Annotated in this window: 14 protein-coding genes and 1 riboswitch; of the genes, 7 read left to right on the plus strand and 7 right to left on the minus strand. The window is 71.9% G+C overall.

Annotated features, from left to right (window positions below; translation table 11 throughout):
• Positions 1 to 16 precede the first annotated feature (16 nt).
• The gene (locus tag P3T41_RS33315) at positions 17 to 2,908 is read right to left on the minus strand and encodes a LuxR family transcriptional regulator (protein WP_280694352.1); all 2,892 of its coding nucleotides are present in this window, start codon (positions 2,906 to 2,908) and stop codon (positions 17 to 19) included.
• A gap of 586 nt (positions 2,909 to 3,494) precedes the next feature.
• On the opposite strand from P3T41_RS33315, the gene P3T41_RS33320 reads away from it, so the two are divergent.
• On the plus strand, positions 3,495 to 3,869 hold the full coding sequence (locus tag P3T41_RS33320) for an ATP-binding protein (protein ID WP_280694353.1): 375 nt from the start codon (positions 3,495 to 3,497) through the stop codon (positions 3,867 to 3,869).
• Between the two features lie 8 nt (positions 3,870 to 3,877).
• On the opposite strand, the gene P3T41_RS33325 is transcribed toward P3T41_RS33320, so the two are convergent.
• The 3 genes from P3T41_RS33325 to P3T41_RS33335 form a co-directional block, all read right to left on the minus strand.
• Positions 3,878 to 5,284 carry an NAD-binding protein gene (locus P3T41_RS33325; RefSeq protein ID WP_280694354.1) on the minus strand — a complete coding sequence of 469 codons (1,407 nt, stop codon included), beginning with the start codon at positions 5,282 to 5,284 and terminating at the stop codon, positions 3,878 to 3,880.
• 175 nt (positions 5,285 to 5,459) lie between these two features.
• A complete protein-coding gene (locus P3T41_RS33330; RefSeq protein ID WP_280694355.1) occupies positions 5,460 to 6,248 on the minus strand; it encodes a neprosin family prolyl endopeptidase in 789 nt (262 codons plus the stop codon).
• A gap of 568 nt (positions 6,249 to 6,816) precedes the next feature.
• On the minus strand, positions 6,817 to 8,181 hold the full coding sequence (locus P3T41_RS33335) for a helix-turn-helix transcriptional regulator (protein WP_280694356.1): 1,365 nt from the start codon (positions 8,179 to 8,181) through the stop codon (positions 6,817 to 6,819).
• An 824-nt stretch (positions 8,182 to 9,005) separates the two neighbouring features.
• Here P3T41_RS33335 and P3T41_RS33340 point away from each other — a divergent pair.
• Complete coding sequence (locus P3T41_RS33340; RefSeq protein WP_280694357.1) at positions 9,006 to 10,238, plus strand: acetylhydrolase; 1,233 nt, start codon at positions 9,006 to 9,008, stop codon at positions 10,236 to 10,238.
• A 295-nt stretch (positions 10,239 to 10,533) separates the two neighbouring features.
• Complete coding sequence (locus P3T41_RS33345; protein ID WP_280694358.1) at positions 10,534 to 11,997, plus strand: GuaB1 family IMP dehydrogenase-related protein; 1,464 nt, start codon at positions 10,534 to 10,536, stop codon at positions 11,995 to 11,997.
• 85 nt (positions 11,998 to 12,082) lie between these two features.
• Here the strand turns inward: P3T41_RS33345 and P3T41_RS33350 are convergent, their stop codons facing one another.
• Positions 12,083 to 13,720 carry a cellulose binding domain-containing protein gene (locus P3T41_RS33350; RefSeq protein WP_280694359.1) on the minus strand — a complete coding sequence of 546 codons (1,638 nt, stop codon included), beginning with the start codon at positions 13,718 to 13,720 and terminating at the stop codon, positions 12,083 to 12,085.
• 195 nt (positions 13,721 to 13,915) lie between these two features.
• On the minus strand, positions 13,916 to 14,617 hold the full coding sequence (locus P3T41_RS33355) for a DUF5995 family protein (RefSeq protein WP_280694360.1): 702 nt from the start codon (positions 14,615 to 14,617) through the stop codon (positions 13,916 to 13,918).
• 188 nt (positions 14,618 to 14,805) lie between these two features.
• Between P3T41_RS33355 and P3T41_RS33360 the strand changes: the two genes are divergently transcribed.
• On the plus strand, positions 14,806 to 15,810 hold the full coding sequence (locus tag P3T41_RS33360) for a DUF6777 domain-containing protein (protein WP_280694361.1): 1,005 nt from the start codon (positions 14,806 to 14,808) through the stop codon (positions 15,808 to 15,810).
• 5 nt (positions 15,811 to 15,815) lie between these two features.
• Here P3T41_RS33360 and P3T41_RS33365 read toward each other — a convergent pair whose 3' ends face one another.
• Positions 15,816 to 16,391, minus strand: a complete 576-nt coding sequence (locus P3T41_RS33365) for a hypothetical protein (RefSeq protein WP_280694362.1) — start codon at positions 16,389 to 16,391, stop codon at positions 15,816 to 15,818.
• Positions 16,392 to 16,655: 264 nt separating this feature from the next.
• Positions 16,656 to 16,783: riboswitch (FMN riboswitch) on the plus strand.
• Positions 16,784 to 16,984: 201 nt separating this feature from the next.
• Between P3T41_RS33365 and P3T41_RS33370 the strand changes: the two genes are divergently transcribed.
• Genes P3T41_RS33370 through P3T41_RS33380 form a run of 3 tightly spaced genes read left to right on the plus strand, consistent with a single transcriptional unit; the run spans position 16,985 to position 19,571 of the window.
• Positions 16,985 to 17,680, plus strand: a complete 696-nt coding sequence (locus P3T41_RS33370) for a riboflavin synthase (protein WP_280694363.1) — start codon at positions 16,985 to 16,987, stop codon at positions 17,678 to 17,680.
• Complete coding sequence (locus tag P3T41_RS33375) at positions 17,677 to 18,324, plus strand: nicotinamide mononucleotide transporter family protein (RefSeq protein WP_280694364.1); 648 nt, start codon at positions 17,677 to 17,679, stop codon at positions 18,322 to 18,324. The genes P3T41_RS33370 and P3T41_RS33375 overlap by 4 nt, the downstream gene beginning before the upstream one ends.
• On the plus strand, positions 18,321 to 19,571 hold the full coding sequence (locus P3T41_RS33380) for a bifunctional 3,4-dihydroxy-2-butanone-4-phosphate synthase/GTP cyclohydrolase II (protein WP_280694366.1): 1,251 nt from the start codon (positions 18,321 to 18,323) through the stop codon (positions 19,569 to 19,571). Before P3T41_RS33375 ends, P3T41_RS33380 begins: the two co-directional genes overlap by 4 nt.
• Positions 19,572 to 19,611 lie beyond the last annotated feature (40 nt).

Genomic DNA, 19,611 nt, shown 5'->3' on the forward strand with positions numbered 1-19,611 from the left:
GCGGCGTTCCAGGGCGCTACGGGTCGTGGGTCAGGGCGTCGGCGACGGCGTGTCGACTGGTGACGCCGAGCTTCTTCAGGACGCTGGCCACATGGTGTTCTGCCGTACGGGGGGAGAGGAAGAGGGCTTGGGCGATGTCGCGGTTGGTGGCACCCGAGGCGAGGAGGTCGGCGACTTCCTGCTCGCGGGGGGAGAGCTGCTCGCCGTATCCGCGGCGTCCGACCTGGGGGCGGGCTTGGCCGAGGTCGCGCAGCGTGCGCTGGCAGCGGGCGGCGTCGGACGTGGCACCCAGGCGCCGGTAGACGTCGTCGATCTCCGTCAGGTCCAGCGCGGCACGGTGCGGCGTGCCGGGGATCCGGGTGCGCGCGGCGTGCTCTGCGGCCTGGGCTGCGGGGTAGGGGCGGCCGATACCTTGGAAGGTGGCGCGAGCACGGTCGAAGTGCTCGCAAGCCTGGGCCGGGTCGTCGTCGCGCAGGAGCAGTCCGCGGCAGAGGTGAAGGTGAGCGGTGGCAGCGGGCGCGTCGTGGTCCTCGACCGCGTGCTCGAAGTCCCTGGTCAGCTGTGTGGCCGACGCGGGCCGCCCGGTGGCCAGGGCGGCCTCGACGGCGACCGGAACCAGGGCTGAGGCCCTGAGCCAGGGCCCGTCGCGTCGCAGGCGGTCCGTTGCCGGGGCGCTGATCGCCCACGCCGTCTCGGGCTCACCCTGGGCAAGCCTGACCCGGCCCAGACCTGCGGCGGCATCAGCGGTCCACACCGCGTAGTTGCTCGCGTCTCTCGCGGTGGTGTACCTCTTCAGAGCCTGGCTCCACTGTCCGCGGGCCTCGGCGAGCGCACCCAGAACCAGCGATCCCTCGACCTCCAGCATCTGGATGTCCGGGACTTGGGCGAACAGGGACGCGTAGGCGGTCTCCAGGCCGCCCCAGGTGCCCTCGTACCAGGCGAGTTCCTGGCGCAGAATGCGGCACACGGCGTCAAGATGCGGGACACCGGTGCGGTGGGCGAGCTCCCGGCTCTGTTCGAGCAGGGCGCCCACCCGTCGGTCGTGGCCCAGATCCAGCGCGGCGTCAGCCGCGTTGTACAGCGCTCTGGCGGTCTGCCGCAGAACACCCGGGTCGCTGCCTTCCCGGGGCAGGCGGTCGACCAGCTCCCACACCTCCGGATGCCCGAGCTGGGCCAGCACCGCGATCTTGTCGGCGCGCACCGTGGCCCGGGCCGCCTCATCGGTGCTGGCCTGCACGGTGCGCTCGGCGTGCTCGATCCAGGCCGTCGCCTCCGCGGCGGGCCGCCCTCTGAACGTCGCGTACAGGGCTATGTGACTCATCGCGTGCGCAGCCGTCTCAGGCCGCTGCTGGTCCAGCTCCTCGATGGCCCTTTCGAGCTCCCGAATGCCTGCCGGGTCGCCGGCCTGACTGGTGAGGATGAGGCCGAGTCCGACGCGGATCTCACCGCGGGTGGTGGCGGGCAGCTGGGGGTCGGCCAGGATTCGTCGCAGGACCGCCACCGACGCCGTGTACTCGACGCTGTAGGTGGCGGTGCGGCTGAGGGCCAGGGCCACTCGGGTGCGCACGTCCTCGTCCAGCCCGGGTTCGGCGAGGATGGCGTGCAGAAGGGCGGCGGCGGTGCCCTGGTCACCAAGCGCGAGCGCCTGAGCGGCGGCCGCCTCGGCCTGCGTGAGCCAGCCCTCCCGGTCGCCGAGGGCGCGGAAGTGATGGGCGATCTGCACCAGCGGGGGGTTGCCCACGGTGCGCAGGGCCGCGATCGCCCGTTCGTGCAGGCGGCGACGCTGAGGGCCGGGAATGGTCTGGTAGACGGCTTGCTGGGCGAGGGTGTGGCGGAACCCGTACCGCATCGGCCGGCTCTCGCGCAGTACCGCAGCCCCCAGCACCTCCAGCAAGGCCGCCATGCCTTGCTCGGGGTCGAGATCTGCGACCCGAGTCAGCACGAGTTCGTCGGCGGGCACCGCCAGCACCGCGGCGGCCTCCACCATCGCCACCGCCTGCGGGGCCAGGCCTCGCACCCGCGTGGTCACCGCCTCCCGCAGTCCGCGAGGCACCATCGCTTGGCCGAACCCGGTCGCTGGATCGACCACCTCGATGCTCAAGTGTCCCCGGCTTCCCTGCTCACTCAAGGTGATCAGGTCCTCCTCGACCACCAAGGGCAGGCCCGCACTGCGCTCGAACAGGATGCTGCCCAACGCGTGAGTGGCGCGCGGGCCCAGGGCGGCAGCGGTCAGGTTGTGGATGTCGGCTTCGGTCAGCGGAGCCAGATGGACCTCCGCGCCGCTGGTGCCCGGCGGGCGGCGATAGGCCGCACCGAGGACAGGCTCACCTACCGGCAGCTCCTCGTGCCGGTAGGTGAGCACCAGGCCGAGCTGCGGTGGCAGGTCGCGGGCCAGGAGCAGCAGCAGCTCGCGGGTGGCTTCGTCCACCCAGTGCAGATCCTCGATGACCAGGACCGCGGTGCCGCAGGCCTCCAGGACCGCGCGCGCCGCCCGTACCAGCTGGTAGCGCTCGGCCCCGGCCGCCTGCACGTCGGCGGGAGCGGGAGGCAGGTGGTCGGCCAGCTCCGGCAGCAGCGGCGCCAGGGCGCCGGCCAGTGGGGTGATCTCGGCGGCCGGCGGCAGGTAGGGGCCGGCCTGGCGCAGGGCATCGATGACCGGCCCGTAGGGGAAAGGTTCGCGCAGCGGGTGGCAGGATCCGTACAGGACCCGCCCGCCCCGGTCGATCAGGTCCGCGGTCACCTCGCTGACCAGGCGGGACTTGCCGACCCCGGCTTCCCCCTCGATCAGCACCACTGCGGGTGGATGCTCCAGGGCTCCCCGCAGGAGACCGGACTCCCGTCGACGGCCCACGAAGGCGAAACCGCCGCCGCCTGCGGGGCGGGGACCGGGATCGAAACCAACCACCATGACGCACCCAGCCGTTCACCACGGCCACGGGTGGCGGCTGCCGTCACATCCCGCGTCACACCCCGCAACCTCGTCACCACCACGCTAACGCGCGAAGCGCGAACGGGACGCCCGGCAGAGCGACGGTCGCCCTGTCGCCCCCCACCCGCCTACCGCTGTGCGGTACCCATCGTTCTCCTCGCTTTATGGGTGTGCTTACGCGTTGATCTCACAGTGACTGCCGGCGTTCCCTTGAAACAGATGTCCAGGACATCCGGACGCTGAAATCCCGTGCCGTCCAGCTGCCCCTGCCATCGCTTCCGCACTCTCCCGCCATCAGGGACCTCTTATGACAGGGGGCAGCGTCATGACGATCGGTGAAGCGGACGGCCCGCCGATCCTGCGGCGCCCGCCGCTCGCGAACACCCCGGCGCTGCTCGTCCCGCCCATGCGCCGAGGACCGCGTCGCCGCACGACTCCCCGCCGGGAAGTCCCCTCCTCCCTGCGCGGGCGCCTGGCCTGCTTCCTGCTCCAACTCACCCGCCCGATTCCCCAGCCGCACCGAGATGAGACCAGATCTCAACGGTTCGATCGCCACCCCGCATCCGTGGCCGCCGCGCGGAGATTCACCCGCGACTGCCTGGTCGGACAGCCCCTTGAGGAATCGGAAACCGCCGAGCTGCTCGTCAGTGAACTGGTGACCAACGCCGTGCGCTACGGAGCCGGCCCGATCCTGCTCACCGTGACCGTCCTCGGCAGGTCGCTGCGGTGCGAAGTCACCGATGCCCATCCGGCAGCCCCCTGTTTCAAGGAGGCGGCCGCCGACGACGAATCCGGTCGGGGCATGCAACTGCTCCATGAGCTGTCCCATCGCTGTGGCGTCCGTCCGGCTCACCCGGGAAAGACGGTCTGGTTCGAACTGCGGTGTGCGGGCTCGACCGACGCTTCCGTGCACTGCCTCGACCGCCTCGCCGACCCGTAGCGGCCGGCTCAGGAGCAGGTGGCGTCGGCTCTGGGCCGGTCCGGCTGCTCCGGTGGCCACGCGGCGATGTGGTCGCAGTCGTCGCGGGCCGGGACGGGGCTGGCAACCAGGCCCTCGCCGGGCAGTTCGAGGTAGTCGCAGTCGATGTCGGCCACGACGAATTCCGGTTGTCCACCGGTGAGTTGGGCCACGATGAAGGCGGCGCTCGCCCGCGTGACGTCACGGGTGTGTCCGAGTGGCAGAAGTGACCGCGTTTCGGCGATGGCCTCGTTCTCCCCGGCCCGCAGCACCACACGGACACCCGGGGCCGCGCCGTGCGCGGCGACGGCCACGGCGATGTTGTCCAGCTCGTCCGATCCCATGGCAGCCAGCGCCCGCGCGCGGTGCAGTCCGAGTCGCTGGAGTACGTGGCGGTCCTCGCCGTGGGCGAGTACGACGGGTATGCCCAGTGAGCGGGCCAGTCGGAGGTGGGCGGCGGTCGGGTCGCGTTCGATGGCGACCACGGGGATGTGCAGTTGGTGCAGTGCCTGGCACAAGCGGATGCCCACGTGTCCGAGTCCTACGACGAGGACGTGGCCGGACCGGGGTAGTGCGCGCGGGCCGAGGATGCCGACGAGGCGCGGGCCGCTCATGCGGTTGACGAGGCCGGCCGTGAGCAGCGCGGTGAAGCCGAGTGTCGCCAGCATCATGGCGCCGGAGACCGCTTGGTAGGCGGTGTGCCCGGGGTGCGTGACGGCGGGTCCGACGGCTGTGACGACCCGCGCGGCCTCGACGAACGCCGTCCCGACCGGTTCGTGGAAGGCCGTGCACAGCCAGGCCCAGTCCAGACCCAGCACGGCCGTGATGCCGGCGAGTCCGCCGAGGAACATGCGGGTGTCCGCGTCGTAGGGCCGCAGTTGTCCGCTGAGCCGCCCGAGCAGGGATCGCCACCGCGCGGTCGCGGCGTTCTGCCATGTCGTGTGTGTCGGGCGGCCGTCCTGCCGTCGCACCGCGTGTCCCGTCCGGGACAGCGCCAGGAGGTCGGGGGCCGCGCAGAGCCCGGCAAGAGTGGGGGCCAGCAGTTCGGCCGGGGAGAGGGTTGTGCAGTGCGGCAGGAGGGCCTGGAGCTGTTGCGCGATGGTGCGGTCGAAGACGGTGACGACGACGGGTGCGGCAGGGCTGAGGTGCCGGACGGCGAGGGCGTAGCGGAGTGCGGTGACGTCGTCGCGTGTCAGGACGGCTACTCCCGCCGGTCTGCCGGCCAGGGCTCGTCCGAGCTCCTGGTCGTCGGGTGCCGGGAGGTGGTGTACCTGCCGGCGCTGTTGGCGCAGAGCGGCGCAGACACGTCGGGTGAGGTTGGTCGTCCCGATCACGACGAAGCCGCCCGTGTCGGGCTCGCGGTCCGAAGTGGCGGGGCCGGCGGAGGTGTTGTGCACAGCGAGGCTTCCTCTGGCTGTGGTGGGCGGACGTGGCGGGGCGGGGGAGTGGGTGGCGTGCGTGATCGACGCACGCCACCGGTGGCGGGGCTGCCGGCTGTTGGTCAGGGGCGTGGCTCCGGGCGGCCGGTGGGGGAGGTGCCCGGAGCCACGCCCGGTCAGCGGGGCGTCCGCCCTAGCAGGCGCCGCCGGCGCCGGGTCCGCCGAGCTGGAACGAAGTGGCGGTGGCGCTGCCGAAGTTGTAGTCAGCGGGATCGGTCGCCCGCACCACGAAGTTCGGTTGGTCGTTGGACCCGTAGAGCTGGTAGTTCGAGATGGAGGAGGAGTTGGACCGGCTGCCGCAGGAGCCGTCGCCCATCCAGCTCTGGCTGACCTGGTCGGGGTCGGCGACTTCACCGAAGGCGCTGACGAGTTGCGCGCTGGTGAACGTGTCGGCCTGGGTGACGGGGTCCTGCCAGAGCGAGTCGGGGAAGTCGCCGACGGCGTGACCGTTGTAGTAGATCCACCAGGCCTGGGTGTTGGCGTCGTGGTCGATCTGGTAGGTGGCGGTGACGCCCGAGGTGACGGGCATACCGGGCCAGACACCGGTGCCGGTGGCGGGGACGAAGCCGCAGCCGTTGTAGCACGAGACCTGGCCGTTGACCCAGTGGAAGACGAACAGGTGCGGCAGGTAGTCGCCGTTGACCTGCGGGTCGACGGTCCAGCCCACCTCGATGGTGGACTGCTGGTTCGCGTCCTGCACGGACAGTTCCTGCAGTGAGTGGCCTTGTGCGCTCGCCACGTAGGGGGTGGCCTGCATCATGGTGACGCCGGCGCCGGTGGCGTTGGTGTTCTGCTGACCGGAGACGTAGCTGAACCACGCGCCGTTTCGGTAGGTCGCGGCGTCCGCGCTCTGCACGGGCAGCAGGAGCGAGAGCCCAAGCGCTGCCGCGCCGAGCGCGGTGAGTGTTCTTCGGATGGACATGACTGACCCTTTTTCTGTGGGGGTTCGTCCCGGGGACGGGCTGGTCCCGGGAGGTTGGGGGCCCGGCGCCGACAGTTCGCGCGCTGTCGGCGATCGCCACCTCGGGTCCGTTCGTGAACGCCGAGGCGGTGCCCACGCGTTGACGCATCCCGCCGGAGCAGTGGCGCGGGTGGTCGCGGGCCCTGCCGGGTGGCTCGGGGACGCCAGGTGGCCGGCTCGAGTGCGAGAACGGCCGCCCGCCGGATCCCGACTCGGCGACGGCGACGGGGGGTTCGCCGCGTGCGAGGTCATCGGGCGGTGCGGCGAGCGTGGCGCAGGCAGCGAGTACGGCCGCCCCGTGCCGGCCCATCCCCAGCGCCCGGGCGACCTTCACGGCCTTCCGCTCCCGCAGAGATCTCACGACGGAGCAGCACCGTGGCCGGCTGGCCGAGCCCAAGGGCGAGCACTGATACTCGTGAGATAACTTCAGTTACATGGCTGGTTAAGTTAGGGGTAACCGACGGAGCCCCGCAACCCCTACCGCCAAGTCGCTTTCGAGTGGGAGGAAACGGCGGCCGCCGCGACGGTCTCAGCCGTGTCGCTCGGGTGGCACGACGGGGACGGCCGGTGCCGGGCCGAGCGTCGTGGTGCCGGGGTGGGCGGCGCGCAGCAGGCCCTGGCGGTAGGCCGCCACGGCCTCATCGGTGCGCTCGAGACGGTGCAGCAGGTCTCCGAGCATGCGGCAGGCGTCGGCCAGGTCGCCGGACGCGCCGGCCTCCTCCAGCAGGGCAACGGCGGCGCGGTAGTGCCGCTCGGCCGCGTCGGTGTCGGCGTGCTCCTCTCGGATCGAGCCGAGCAGGCGGTGCGCGGCGGCGGCGTGCACGGAGCCGTGGCCGAGGCCCAGGTCGCCGAGCATCCCGGTGAGCAAGTCCGCAGCCTCCTCGCCACGGCCGCGCCGCCACCACACGTCGGCGAGTTCCACCTCCACCTGGAGGGCGTAGAACTCTGCCCCGGCGGCGCGCAACATGTCCCGCGCGGCCTCCAGCTCGGCCTCCGCCGCGGGCAGTCGACCGTGCTGGGTGTGCAGGTAGCCGCGCATCCAGTGGCAGTGCGCCAGGTCGGTGCGGATCTCCCACTGCTGGTACACCGTCTGTGCCTTGACCAGGTAGGCCTCCGCGTCCTCGAAGCGGCCCTGGGCCGCGAGTGTGCGGGCCACGCCCCGGTGCAGGTTGGCGACGGACACGGGATCGTGCACGCGTGGCGCCAGCTCCAGGGCGTGGTTCGCCGCCTGTCCGGCTCGCTCGTAGGCGCCCATGTCCAGGTAGAGGGTGAGTACCGTGGTGTAGAGCAGCAGCAGCGCGTCGGGGTCGGCCAGGCCCTGGTCGTTGAGCTCGTCGAGGGTGTTCTCCAGCAGGTAGCAGGCATAACGGAGTTCGCCGGCAAGCCGCAGTGTTCGCGCCCGCCCGCGGATCGCGGCGACTCGGCGTGGTAGCGGCTCCTCGGCGAGCAACTGCTCGGCCTCCTCGAACCGGTTCCGAGCGGTCGTGAGGTCGCCGCGTTCCAGCGCGCAGTCGCCGAGCGCGACGAGAACCTCGGACCGCAGGTCGGTCAGGTCGAGTTGGACGGTCTGCTCCAGCAGATCGCTCAACAGGTCTGCGGCGGTGCCCTCGCCGGTGCCGAGCAGGCGGCGGGCCTCGCTCAGGCCAAGCCGCAGTCGGGCGCGCAGGCCGGTGGGAATGCCGGTGGCCAGCTGCTCGTAGCTGGTGCCGAGCTTCTCCGCGAGGTAGCGCAGCGCGGTCTCGGAGGGACGGCCCTTGCCCGCCTCCAGGGTGGAGACGTAGGCAGCGGTGTACTGGGGCTCCGCGAGCTGCCGCTGGGTCAAGCCGAGTTCGGTGCGCAGCCGTTGGATGCGCTCGCCGACCTGCTTCGGCTCGCCGGTACCCTCCCCGGCCATGGGGCTTCCTTCCTGGTCCTGGTTGCGGCGATCTGATCGCCCGTCATGGTCCGCTCATGGCCAGGCTCCCTCAGCGGGAGCACGGCCGAACACTCCTATCACAGCGCCGCCGCGGCCGTTCCCTCCCGTTGCGCCCGCTTCCTCCCGTGCTGCCCCTTCTCTCCAGGCGCCGTAACCGAATCGCAACCGTGGCGGCGGGACTACTCGTCGGTCGGGGATTGCTCCGGCCATCCGTCCGACCTAGGTTAACCAGCTAAATAACCAGAGTTACAGAGCCATTTATGTTCCCCGCGTGTCGCTGACTCCGCCATCGCGCTGCTCAGCTCACGCGTCCCCGCGGATGAGCTCCCATCCCCGCTCCTCCGCTCCACCGTCCGCTTTCGCGCCCGCCAGGACGCGACCGCCCTCCGGAGGCCCCTGTGGTCACCCACCACATGATCAAGTCCGTCCCGACCGGCCTCGGCCCGCTCCGACTCACCAGCACCGTCTGTGAGCTGCCCGGCTAGTACGGGCTGGGCCCGATACCTACTGCGCGCGCAGGTCCAGCGACACCCCGCGCCACAGCGGCTCCGTGCGGGTGGGAAGTTGCGAAGCCGCCGCAACGGCGCCGGTTCGTCGAACACCTGGCCGGCCGCTGGCCTGGCACGGGAGGACGACGCCGCCGACCGCATCGGCCCCAGGATGTAAACCCGTGGGCCGATGCCGGCGCGAGTGATCGATCGGTGGGCTGATGTCGCACGCAAGGGGCACGTGACAACGTTCCCCCCGTGCCCACGGACTGGCCGTCGCGCCATGATTGACGATCCGTCATCCCAGGGGGAGCCGTGACCACCACGCCGTTCACCGGCCGCAAGGACCTGACGCGCCGCCGCATGCTCGGAGCCACGCTGACCGCTGGAGCCGCCGTGCCGCTTGCCGCCATCGCCGGGCCCGCGTGGGCAGAGCCGGGCGCCCCGGCCGCTCCGCCCGCCCCCGGCCCGACGCGGCTCACGCTGCCCGTGCCCACCGGGCCGCACCCGGTGGGCACGGTCCAGCTGCACCTCGTCGACCGGTCGCGCCCGGACGACATCGCGGGCCCCGGACACTTCCGCGAGCTGATGGCCACCGTCTGGTACCCCGCCCGGGACGTCGAGCGGTACCCGCTGGCGCCCTGGATGCCGGCCGGCGCCCTTCAGGCGTTCCTCGCCGACGTGGGATTCAGCGCCCTCGCCCCCCTGGCGCCGCTCACCGCCGGCCACGTGGGCGCTCCGGTGCGGCGGTCGGGCCGGCGGCTGCCCGTCCTCGTGTACTCGCACGGCGCGCACAGTCACCAGGGCGACCACACGATCATGGTCCAGGAGCTGGCCAGCCACGGATGCGCGGTCGTGACGATCGCTCACCAGTACGACACGTACACCGAGTTCCCGGACGGCCGGATCGCCGTCCCCAGCGACAACCGGAACGCCCCCACCTACCCGGGGGACTTCGCCGCGGACCTCCGCTTCGTCCTCGACTGCGTCGAGCAGCTGGCCGCCGGGTGCAATCCGGACGTCGGCCGGCGGGAGCTGCCGGCCGGGCTGCTCGGCTCCCTCGACCCCCACCGCATGGGCGCGTTCGGCTGGTCGAAGGGCGGGACGGCCACCGCCTGCGCCACGCTCGCGGACGAGCGCATCCGAGCCGGGCTGAGCCTCGACGGCCCGATGCAGATGAACCCGCCGCTGACCGGCGACCTGGACCGGCCGTTCATGATGATGACCGCCGTGTTCACCCGGGCCACCGATCCCCAGGCCGCCGCGTTCTGGTCGCACCTGCGGGGCTGGCGGCTGAACATCCAGGCCCAGGGCGCCGTTCACGTGTCGTACGGCGACAACGAGGCGCTGTTCCCGCAGGTGGCGAAGCTGCTCGGATGGAGCGGGCAGCAGCTCCAGGGCACGATCGGCACCCTCGATCCCGACCAGGGGGTGAAGATCCAGCAGGCGTACCCCCTGGCGTTCTTCGACGAGCACCTGCGCCACCGCCGCGGGCACCTGCTCGACGGGCCGTCTCCGGCCTTCCCGGCGGTGACGTTCCTCCCGTGAGCACCGGGGGCTGCGGCTTGCCGTTGCCGCCGTGGCCGGCGGTCAACGGCAGTGCCGCATTCAGCGCGCCGGATGGTCCTGGGAGCGGATGCCCGCTGGGTTAGAGGTTCCTACAATCCCGCAGGGCCTGCAGCGGACTGCTGTTGTGTGGATCTTCAGCGTTTGCGTGTGAACTGGCTTTCGAGCTGGGTATCCGTAAGGATCGACGGTTGGGTGCGGGGCGCCCGAGTGCGCTCGGCCGACCGGCCCTACCTGCACCCGAGGTCTACCCTCCCGAAGTCAGAGAGCCCCGTTCATGCGCTTCTTGAACCCCCAGACCGGCACGATCGACGACCGTTATTCGGGACCGTACGACCTGACGTACGACGACGTCTTCATGGTCCCCAGCCGCTCCGCAGTGGGCTCCCGGCAGGGCGTCGACCTCTCCTCGAACGACGGGACCGGCACCACCATCCCGCTGGTCGTGGCCAACATGACGGCGGTCGCCGGCCGGCGGATGGCCGAGACGGTGGCGCGGCGGGGTGGGCTGGTGGCCATTCCGCAGGACATCCCGACCGAGGTGATCGCCGAGGTGATCGACTGGGTGAAGCAGCGGCACCTGGTGTTCGACACTCCGGTCACGCTCGCGCCCGGCGCCACGGTGGCCGACGCGCTGGCGCTGCTGCCGAAGCGGGCGCACGGGGCGCTGGTGGTGGTCGAGGATGGCAAGCCGGTCGGTGTGGTGGCGGAGAGCGACTGCCAGGGGGTCGACCGGTTCACCAGTGTCTCCCAGGTGATGTCGCGCGATCTGCTGCTGCTCGACGAGGGCATCGACCCGCGCGCCGCCTTCGAGCGGCTCAACGAGGGGCACCGCAAGGTCGCGCCCGTGGTGGACGCGGCGGGGATGCTGGTCGGCATCCTGACCCGCAAGGGCGCGCTGCGCGCCACGCTCTACACCCCGGCGGTGGACGCCGCCGGCAAGCTGCGGATCGCGGCGACCGTGGGGATCAACGGGGACGTTGCCGGCAAGGCCAAGGCGCTGCTCGAGGCCGGTGCGGACGTGCTGGTGGTGGACACCGCGCACGGTCACCAGGAGTCGATGATCAGCGCGCTGCGCGCGGTGCGCGGGCTGGACCCGAAGGTGCCGATCGTGGCCGGCAACGTGGTCTCCGCGGTGGGCGTGCGTGACCTGGTCGAGGCGGGCGCGGACATCCTCAAGGTCGGGGTCGGCCCGGGCGCGATGTGCACCACCCGGATGATGACCGGCGTGGGGCGCCCGCAGTTCTCGGCGGTGCTGGAGTGCGCGGCCGAGGCGCGCCGGCTGGGCAAGCACGTCTGGGCGGACGGCGGCGTGCGGCACCCGCGCGACGTCGCGATGGCGTTGGCCGCCGGCGCGTCCAACGTGATGGTCGGCTCCTGGTTCGCCGGTACCTACGAGTCGCCGGGCGACCTGCAGACCGCCGCCGACGGCCGCCAGTACAAGGAGAGCTTCGGCATGGCCTCGGCCCGCGCGGTGCTGAACCGCACCGCTGAGGAGTCCGGCTACGACCGGGCCCGCAAGGCGCTCTTCGAGGAGGGCATCTCCACCTCGCGGATGTTCCTCGACCCGGCCCGCCCGGGTGTCGAGGACCTGATCGACTCGGTGATCGCGGGCGTCCGCAGCTCCTGCACCTACGCGGGCGCCAGCAGCCTGGAGGAGTTCCACGAGAAGGCGATCGTCGGAGTCCAGAGCGCGGCCGGCTTCGCCGAGGGCAAGCCGCTGCACTCCAGCTGGGCCTGATCGCCCGCGCGCCCGGCGCGACGCACGGCCGAGCCCCCGACCGCCTGGGAGAACCAGGTGGTCGGGGGCTCGGCCGTCTGCGTGCTCAGCCCTGGTAGCCGGCCCACATCTTGGAGAACTCGTACGGCGTCTGGGTGATGTTGGTGCACTTGTACAGGGCGCCCGTGCAGGCGTTGCCGTCCCGGGTGACCTCCCAGAAGGAGAGCTCGCCCAGGTGGTTCTGCTGGGCGAAGGTGAGCAGCTGCTGGGCGTCCGAGAGGCCGAACACCTCGTTGGTGTTGTCGTTCTGACCCAGCATCGGGGTGACGCCGACCATCGCCCAGGTCTGCGCGCTGGTCAGGTTCGGCCAGACCTGGGCGATCTGTGCCCGGGTGGACTGCGCCGACTGGATCGCGTACTTGCCCATCTGGCCGGACGGGTTGGGGGCCTCGCTGTCGCCGAAGTCCATCGCCATCACGTTGACCACGTCGACCTTCACCCCCGCGGCCGCTGCCGACTGCAGGACGTAGACGCCGTCCGCGGTCAGGCCGCTGGGCAGCACCGGCAGGGTCAGGCTGACCAACAGGTCGCGACCCTTGGCCCGCTGGGCCGCCTGGACGGCGGCGATCGCGGCCGAGCGGCGGTCGATCGAGGCGTGGTCGGAGACCGCGGCGCCCTCGATGTCGAAGTCGATCCGGTCCAGGCCGTAGGCGTCGACCACCTTCTGGTACTGGGCGGTGAGGCTCGGCACGTCGGTGCAGGACTGCGCCAGCTCGGTGCCGTTCGCGCCGCCGAAGGAGGGGCGGACGTCGCCGCCGGCGGCCCGGACCGCGTCGAAGTCGGCCTTGTCCCAGCCGGTGCCGGGGTCGTAGGCGTTGAACCAGCTGGCGGTGCAGGCGCTGGTGCCGTTCACGATGAAGCCGAGCGAGAACTGCTTGAGCCCGGTGGTGGCGGCGATCTGCGGCAGGTTGGGGGTCGGGTAGGCACCCAGGTCGACGAACGGGGCGGCCACCCCGGCGGAGGTGCCGCTGCCGGCCACCCCGGTCACCGCGGCGGACTTCGCGGACTCGTTGCCGAGCGCGTCGAAGGCGGTGACGGTGAAGGTGTGGCTGCTGCCCGCCAGCAGGCCGCTGACCGTGACCGAGGTGGCCGTGGTGGTCGAGGCGACCACCGAGGAACCTTCGTAGACGTTGTAGCCGGCCACGCCCGAGCTGTCGGTGGAGGCGTTCCAGGAGAGCGAGACGGCATCCGGACCGGTGCCGGCGACCGCCAGGCCGGTGGGGACGGTCGGCGGCGTGTTGTTGACCGGGACCCCGGCACACGGCAGGTTGTCGATCAGGCAGTTGGCCGGCAGCACCTGGCTGCTGCCGGTGGTGATGTCCATCCCGACCACCGGTGCGCTCGCTCCGGGGGCCAGCGCGGCGGCCCAGCTCGGCGAGGTGAGCGTGTAGTGCGTGCCGGTGCTGGTCGCGCTGCTGGTGAGGGTGCCGTTCCAGGAGCTGCTGACGCTCTCCCCGGCGGGCAGGTCGAAGGTGAGCGACCAGGAGTTGACGGTCGCCCTGGTGTCGTTGGTGATCGTGTAGTCGGCTTCGAGGCCGCCCTGCCAGCTCTGCGGCTCGGTGAGGGTGGCGACCAGGCCGGTGATACCACTGGCGGCCTGTGCGGTCGCCGGGAGCGAAAGGGGCAGGACGACACCGGTCAGCAGGGTGGTGGCGACCAGGGTGGGCAGGGTGACACGCCTCATGGGCGGGCCTCCTCGGCGTGGGGCGGCGCACGGGCACGCCGCCAGGACAATGTGGGGGTGTGCCGCGGCATCCCCACATTGGTAGAGACCAATAGCTGCGTCAAGAGAGCTGTGGTGAACCGGTCATGATTTAAGGTCAGCTCAAGGTCGGACCCTGATCCCGCCCGCCGCCACACCCTCGCTGCGCCGCCGCCGTCACGCCACCGGAGTGAGCAGGGCGCGGCTGACCATCCCGACCGTGCCGTCGAGCGCGTCGACCAGCGCCTGGTAGGCGAGCGGCGCGTCGCGCAGAGCGCGCAGCGCCAGCACGGTGGCCCAGGCGGCCTCCCGGGCCCGGTCGATGCTCCAGACGCCGATCACGTGCAGCAGCGGTTCGGCGGCCTGGACCGGCCCGGGCTCCGGCAGCAGCTCGGTGCGGATCTGGGCCTCCACCTGGGCCAGCAGGTCGTTGATCCGCTGGTAGTCGGCCTCGAAGGAGACCGGGTCGCGGCCGAGCCGCCGAGCGGTGTCCAGCACGGCGAGCGGCAGATCGTGCTCGATGTGCGTGTTCATCCCCGAGAGCGCGGCCTGCAGCGGGTGGATCCCGGGTCCTCGGCGCAGCTCGAAGAGCGGTCGCCAGCAGGCCTGCGGGGGACTGCCCACGGCGTCCGCGTCCACCGCGGCCAGGTACCGGCCGGCGAACAGCGCGTCCAGCACGGCCAGCGCGGCGGGGTCGGCGAAGTAGCCGGCGTCGAGCTTGGCGGCGACCAGCTCGGTCACCGTCAGGTACATCCGGTGGAAGACGCCGACGCCGTCGGCCGGCGGGAAGCCTGGCGTGAGATCGCGCATCCGGGCCAGCACCTGATCGACCGTCAGGGGCGTCGTATCAGTCGACGTATCGGTCATCGTCTCGGTCATGACCTCACCTCCATCGCCGAGGGGAGGTCCAGCCTGTCAAATCGGGCAGCTGTGCGAAATCGACCGAGCGGGTGATCGATCCACAGGGCTGACGGACCATCAGATCGTCCTGGAGCGGTTGACGGTGCGTGGGCCGTTCACCGCAGCAGCGGTTGCGGGGGCTGGGCCGTGTGCACAGACAATGGCCCGTGAGCGCTGAGACACCGTCAGACCGGCCCGACCGACCGAGCGAGCGGGCCGCCCCCAGCGGGTCGAGCGGGGAGGGCGGGGCGAGCGGGGCGGGTGAGGCCGCTGGGTCGGCCAGCACGCCACCCCCGCCGGTGCCGCCGCGCACCGTGGTCGGTGCCGCGGGCCAGGGGCCGAGGCCACCGTGGTGGCACCGGCGCCGCTCGCTGGCGGCGGCCGCCGTTCTGGTGGCCGTCGTGGCCGGGCTCGCGGTGATCCTGGTGGAGCGGCAGCCCGAGTCGAGCGGAGCCACCGGGTCCGCCGCGCCGGAGGTGACCCTTCAGGCGGCGGGCGACCCGGGTCGGGACCCGTACACGCCCTCCGTCGTCGTCCCGCCGTCCGGCAGCCCGAGCGCTTCACCCGCCCCGAGCGCTTCACCCGTCGCCGTCAGCGCCTCGGCCGGTCCGGGCGGTGTACGAACCGTGAACGGCGGGTCGGCCGGGCTCTACGGCGGCACCGAGCAGGCCGCCGGCTGTGATGTCGCCGAGCTCTCCGACTTCCTGACCAGCCACACGGACAGGGGGCACGCCTGGGCCGCCGCCGAGGGCATCGACATCGGCGGGATCCCCGAGTACCTGTCCACGCTCACCCCGGTCGTGCTGCGGGTCGACACCCGGGTGACCAACCACGGCTTCGTCGACGGCGCCGGGACCGGCTTCCAGTCCGTCCTGCAGGCCGGCAGCGCGGTGCTGGTGGACGACCGCGGCGTCCCCCGGGCCCGGTGCGCCTGCGGCAACCCGTTGCTGGCGCCGACCACGGACACGGCGGCGCCGCAGTACGCCGGTGGCCCCTGGCCCGCCTTCGACGCCGGCGCGGTGGCGGTCGTCCAGCCCGCCCCGGCGCCGGTCGGCTCGCTGGTGCTGGTCGACCAGAACACCGGCCAACTGTTCACCCGCCCGGTCGGCGGCACCGGCACCGGCGACCGGCCGACCACTGCGCCGACCGCACCGGCCCGCTCGTCACCCTGAGCGCCTCAGTAGTGCCAGTGGTGGCCGCCGCTCTCGGTGATGCAGGTGATGCTGGTGCCGTGGCTGTCCACGGTGGACTCCCCGAGGTCGGCGGTGGGGCAGAACTCGCCGGCCCGGTAGAAGTTGCCGCTCGGCGAGAGGATCACCCCGGCGGTGGCGGGGCCGGCTGGGGCCGCAGGGGTGGTGGGGTCGGCCGGCTGCGGCTCGGTCGTCGCGGGCTGCGTCGCGGGCGGGGTGGGCTTGGGCGCCGGCGGGGTCGGGGTCGGGGTCGGCCGGACCGTGCTGGGCCGCTCCGTGGGGGAGGGCGACGGGGCAGGTGTGGGAGGGGCGGGCGTGGGCGTCGGCGTGACCACCGGGGCGAGCGAGGACGCCGTCGCCGTCGCGGGCTTCGCGGTCGCCGGCTTCGCGGTGGCCGTCGTCTTGGTCGGTCCGACCGCGGCCGCGACGGCGACGAGCAGCACCAGCAGCCCGACCGGTATGCCGCATCCGATGCCGGCTATCTTGAGGCCCTTGCGCGGCCGACGCGGCGCCGGCTGCTGCGGCCGGCCCCAACCGGGCTGTGCGGGAGAAGTGTTGGGCATGATGATCCTCTGCCTGACGCGCGAACAAGTGGTGGCGGCACAGCCTGTCAGCTCGTCCTGACCTACCGTCAGGTTGTGATCATGCTGTTATCGGAAGAGTCGAGAAGGCTGCTGATGGCGTGCTCGCCGGTCTGACGGCCGGGTCCGAACGTCCACGTCGCCGACATTCCCGGGCGCCGAGTGAAACAGAGCACAGCACCACCCCCTCCCGCCGCGCTCGCGGGCCGTGGCAGAATGACGGCAATGCAGTAAGCAGTGACGTTCAGCGCACTCCGGGGTCGGTGAAAATCCGAACCGGCGGTTACAGTCCGCGACCCGTCCGCAGCCAGCGGCCGGTTGACCAGGTGAAACTCCTGGACCGACGGTTAAAGTCCGGATGGGAGGCGTGCGCGACGGATCAGGTGTGGTGCCGCGGTTCCCCTCCCGGGGGTACCGCGTTCGGCAGGTGGTGTTCGACGTTCGGCGTACGGTCCTCGTTCTCGGCGAGGCGGTGCGCGCTCGGTCGGCCCTCCCGCCCGTACACCCGACCCGTGTGGTCTTCCCATGATTCTTGCCGCCCCGGAGTCCGCGCCTCTAGCGCGAGGAGAACCCGGGTGTTCACCGGCATCATCGAAGAGCTCGGCGAGGTCGTCTCCATCGAGGAGTTCGGCGACTCCTCGCGGATCCGCCTGCGCGGCCCCCTGGTCTGTGCCGACGCCCGGCACGGCGACTCCATCGCGGTCAACGGCGTCTGCCTGACCGTGGTCGACACCCCTGAGGAACTGGCCGCCGACACCGGCGAGTTCAGCGCCGACGTGATGGCCGAGACGCTCGACCGGTCCAGCCTCGGCGCACTTGGCCCCGGCTCGCGGGTCAACCTGGAGCGCGCGATGGCGCTCGGTGCCCGGCTCGGCGGCCACCTGGTGCAGGGGCATGTCGACGCCACCGGCACCCTGCTCGGCCGGGCTCCCGGCGAACTGGACGAGGACGGGCTGCCGCGCTGGGAGGTGCTGCGTTTCTCGCTGCCGCAGAGCATCTCGCGCTACCTGGTCGACAAGGGCTCGATCACCGTGGACGGCATCAGCCTCACCGTGGTCGAGGCCGCCGCCGACACCTTCACGGTCAGCCTGATCCCGGCCACCCTCGCGCTCACCACGCTGGGCGGCAAGGCGGTCGGCGAGCCGGTCAACCTGGAGGTGGACGTGCTGGCCAAGTACGTCGAACGGCTGCTCGGCGCGGGCACCGTCCCGAGCGCCTCGGCCGTCTCCATCCTCGGCACCGCCCCGGCCGGCTCGAAGGACGCCTCGTGAACTGGCTCAACAGTGTCGCCTTCTCGATATTCGGCGAGCACGTGAAGTGGACCGACATGATCGGCAACCTGCTGGGCCTGGGCGCGCTGGCGCTCGGCTGGCGGCGCTCGATCTGGAGCTGGCCGGCCCAACTCCTCTCCGGGGTCGTGCTGTTCGGCGCCTTCGCGTCGGGTCACCTGTCCGGTCTCGCGGGCAAGCAGGTGATCGTGATCGTCACCGCGATCTGGGGCTGGTTCCAGTGGCAGCGCGGCCGCCGGGACACCGGTGAGGTCCAGGTGCGGTTCGCCGGCTGGACCGAGCGCGCGGTGCTGGTCGGCGCCACGGCGCTGGCCACGGTGGGCCTGGCGCTGCTCTTCACCCACTACTCCTGGATGTCCTGGAGTCCGTGGTCGGACGCCTACATCTTCACCGGCACCCTGGCGGCGATGGTCGCCCAGGCGCGCGGCTGGGTGGAGTTCTGGATCGCCTGGATCGCCGTCGACGTGGTCGGCGTCCCGCTCGCGTTCAACAACGGCTACGCGTTCTCCGGTCTGACCTACAGCATCTACTTCGTGCTGGTGCTGTTCGGCCTGCGCGCCTGGTGGCTGCGCGGCCGCACCCCTCGGACCACCGCCACCTCGACCCTGCAGGGAGCAACGGCATGAGCAGCACCGCTATCGACCTCACCCTCGACCCGGTCGAGCGCGCCATCGCCGACATCGCCGCCGGCCGCGCCGTGATCGTGGTGGACGACGAGAACCGCGAGAACGAGGGCGACCTGATCTTCGCGGCCACCGCCGCCACGCCCGAACTGCTCGCCTTCACCATCCGCTACAGCTCCGGCGTGATCTGCGTGCCGGTCACCCAGGCGGACGCCGACCGGTTGAACCTGCCGCCGATGACCCAGGTGAACGAGGACCGCAAGGGCACTGCCTACACCGTCTCGGTGGACGCCCGCGAGGTGGAGTCGACCGGCATCTCCGCCGTCGACCGCGCCCTGACGGTCCGTCTGCTGGGTGAAACGACCAGCACCGCAGCCGACTTCACCCGTCCGGGGCATGTCTTCCCGCTGCGCGCGGTGGACGGCGGGGTACTGGTCCGCCCGGGCCACACCGAAGCCGGCGTGGACCTGGCCCGGCTCGCGGGGCTGCCGCCGGCCGCCGCGATCTGCGAGGTGGTCAACGACGACGGCACCATGGCCCGGCTGCCCGAACTGGTCGCCTTCGCCCGCGAGCACGGCCTGGCGATCATCTCGATCGAGGACCTGATCGCCTACCGCCGCCGCACCGAGCTGCACGCGGAGCGCGTCGCGGTCACCAAACTCCCCACCGTGCACGGCGAGTTCACGGCGGTCGGCTACCGCGGCACGATCGACGGCACCGAGCACATCGCGCTGGTCGCCGGTGGCCTGGATGCCGCCGGGCGGCTGCCGGACGGCGAGGACGTGCTGGTCCGGGTCCACTCCGAGTGCCTGACCGGCGACGTCCTCGGCTCGCTGCGCTGCGACTGCGGCCCGCAACTCCAGGCCTCGCTGGCCCGGGTGGCCGAGGCCGGCCACGGCGTCGTGCTCTACCTGCGCGGTCACGAGGGGCGCGGCATCGGCCTGGGCCACAAGCTGCGCGCCTACCAGCTGCAGGAGCAGGGCCGCGACACGGTGGACGCCAACCTGGAGCTGGGCCTGCCCGCCGACGCCCGGGAGTACAGCGTCGCCGCCCAGATGCTCACCGATCTCGGGGTGCGCTCGCTGAGCCTGCTGACCAACAACCCCGAGAAGCTGGCCGCGCTCAGCGAGCACGGTCTCAAGATCAAGGGCCGGGAGCCGATCCCGGTGCAGGCCGGCGAGCACAACCTGGCCTACCTGCTGACCAAGCGCGACCGGATGGGCCACGACCTGCCGTGGCTCGTCGGCTGACCCCACCAAGCCCCTACCCGACGTGAACTGCACGAGAGGA

Source organism: Kitasatospora sp. GAS204B, assembly GCF_029892155.1.
In the GTDB taxonomy this organism is placed as follows: domain Bacteria; phylum Actinomycetota; class Actinomycetes; order Streptomycetales; family Streptomycetaceae; genus Kitasatospora.

Coding starts and splice junctions, on each gene's coding strand:
- P3T41_RS33315 (WP_280694352.1), bottom strand. CDS start 2,908: ATGGTGGTTGGTTTCGATCCCGGTCCCCGCCCCGCAGGCGGCGGCGGT.
- P3T41_RS33330 (WP_280694355.1), bottom strand. CDS start 6,248: ATGTCCATCCGAAGAACACTCACCGCGCTCGGCGCGGCAGCGCTTGGG.
- P3T41_RS33335 (WP_280694356.1), bottom strand. CDS start 8,181: ATGGCCGGGGAGGGTACCGGCGAGCCGAAGCAGGTCGGCGAGCGCATC.
- P3T41_RS33345 (WP_280694358.1), top strand. CDS start 10,534: ATGCGCTTCTTGAACCCCCAGACCGGCACGATCGACGACCGTTATTCG.
- P3T41_RS33350 (WP_280694359.1), bottom strand. CDS start 13,720: ATGAGGCGTGTCACCCTGCCCACCCTGGTCGCCACCACCCTGCTGACC.
- P3T41_RS33355 (WP_280694360.1), bottom strand. CDS start 14,617: ATGACCGAGACGATGACCGATACGTCGACTGATACGACGCCCCTGACG.
- P3T41_RS33365 (WP_280694362.1), bottom strand. CDS start 16,391: ATGCCCAACACTTCTCCCGCACAGCCCGGTTGGGGCCGGCCGCAGCAG.
- P3T41_RS33380 (WP_280694366.1), top strand. CDS start 18,321: ATGAGCAGCACCGCTATCGACCTCACCCTCGACCCGGTCGAGCGCGCC.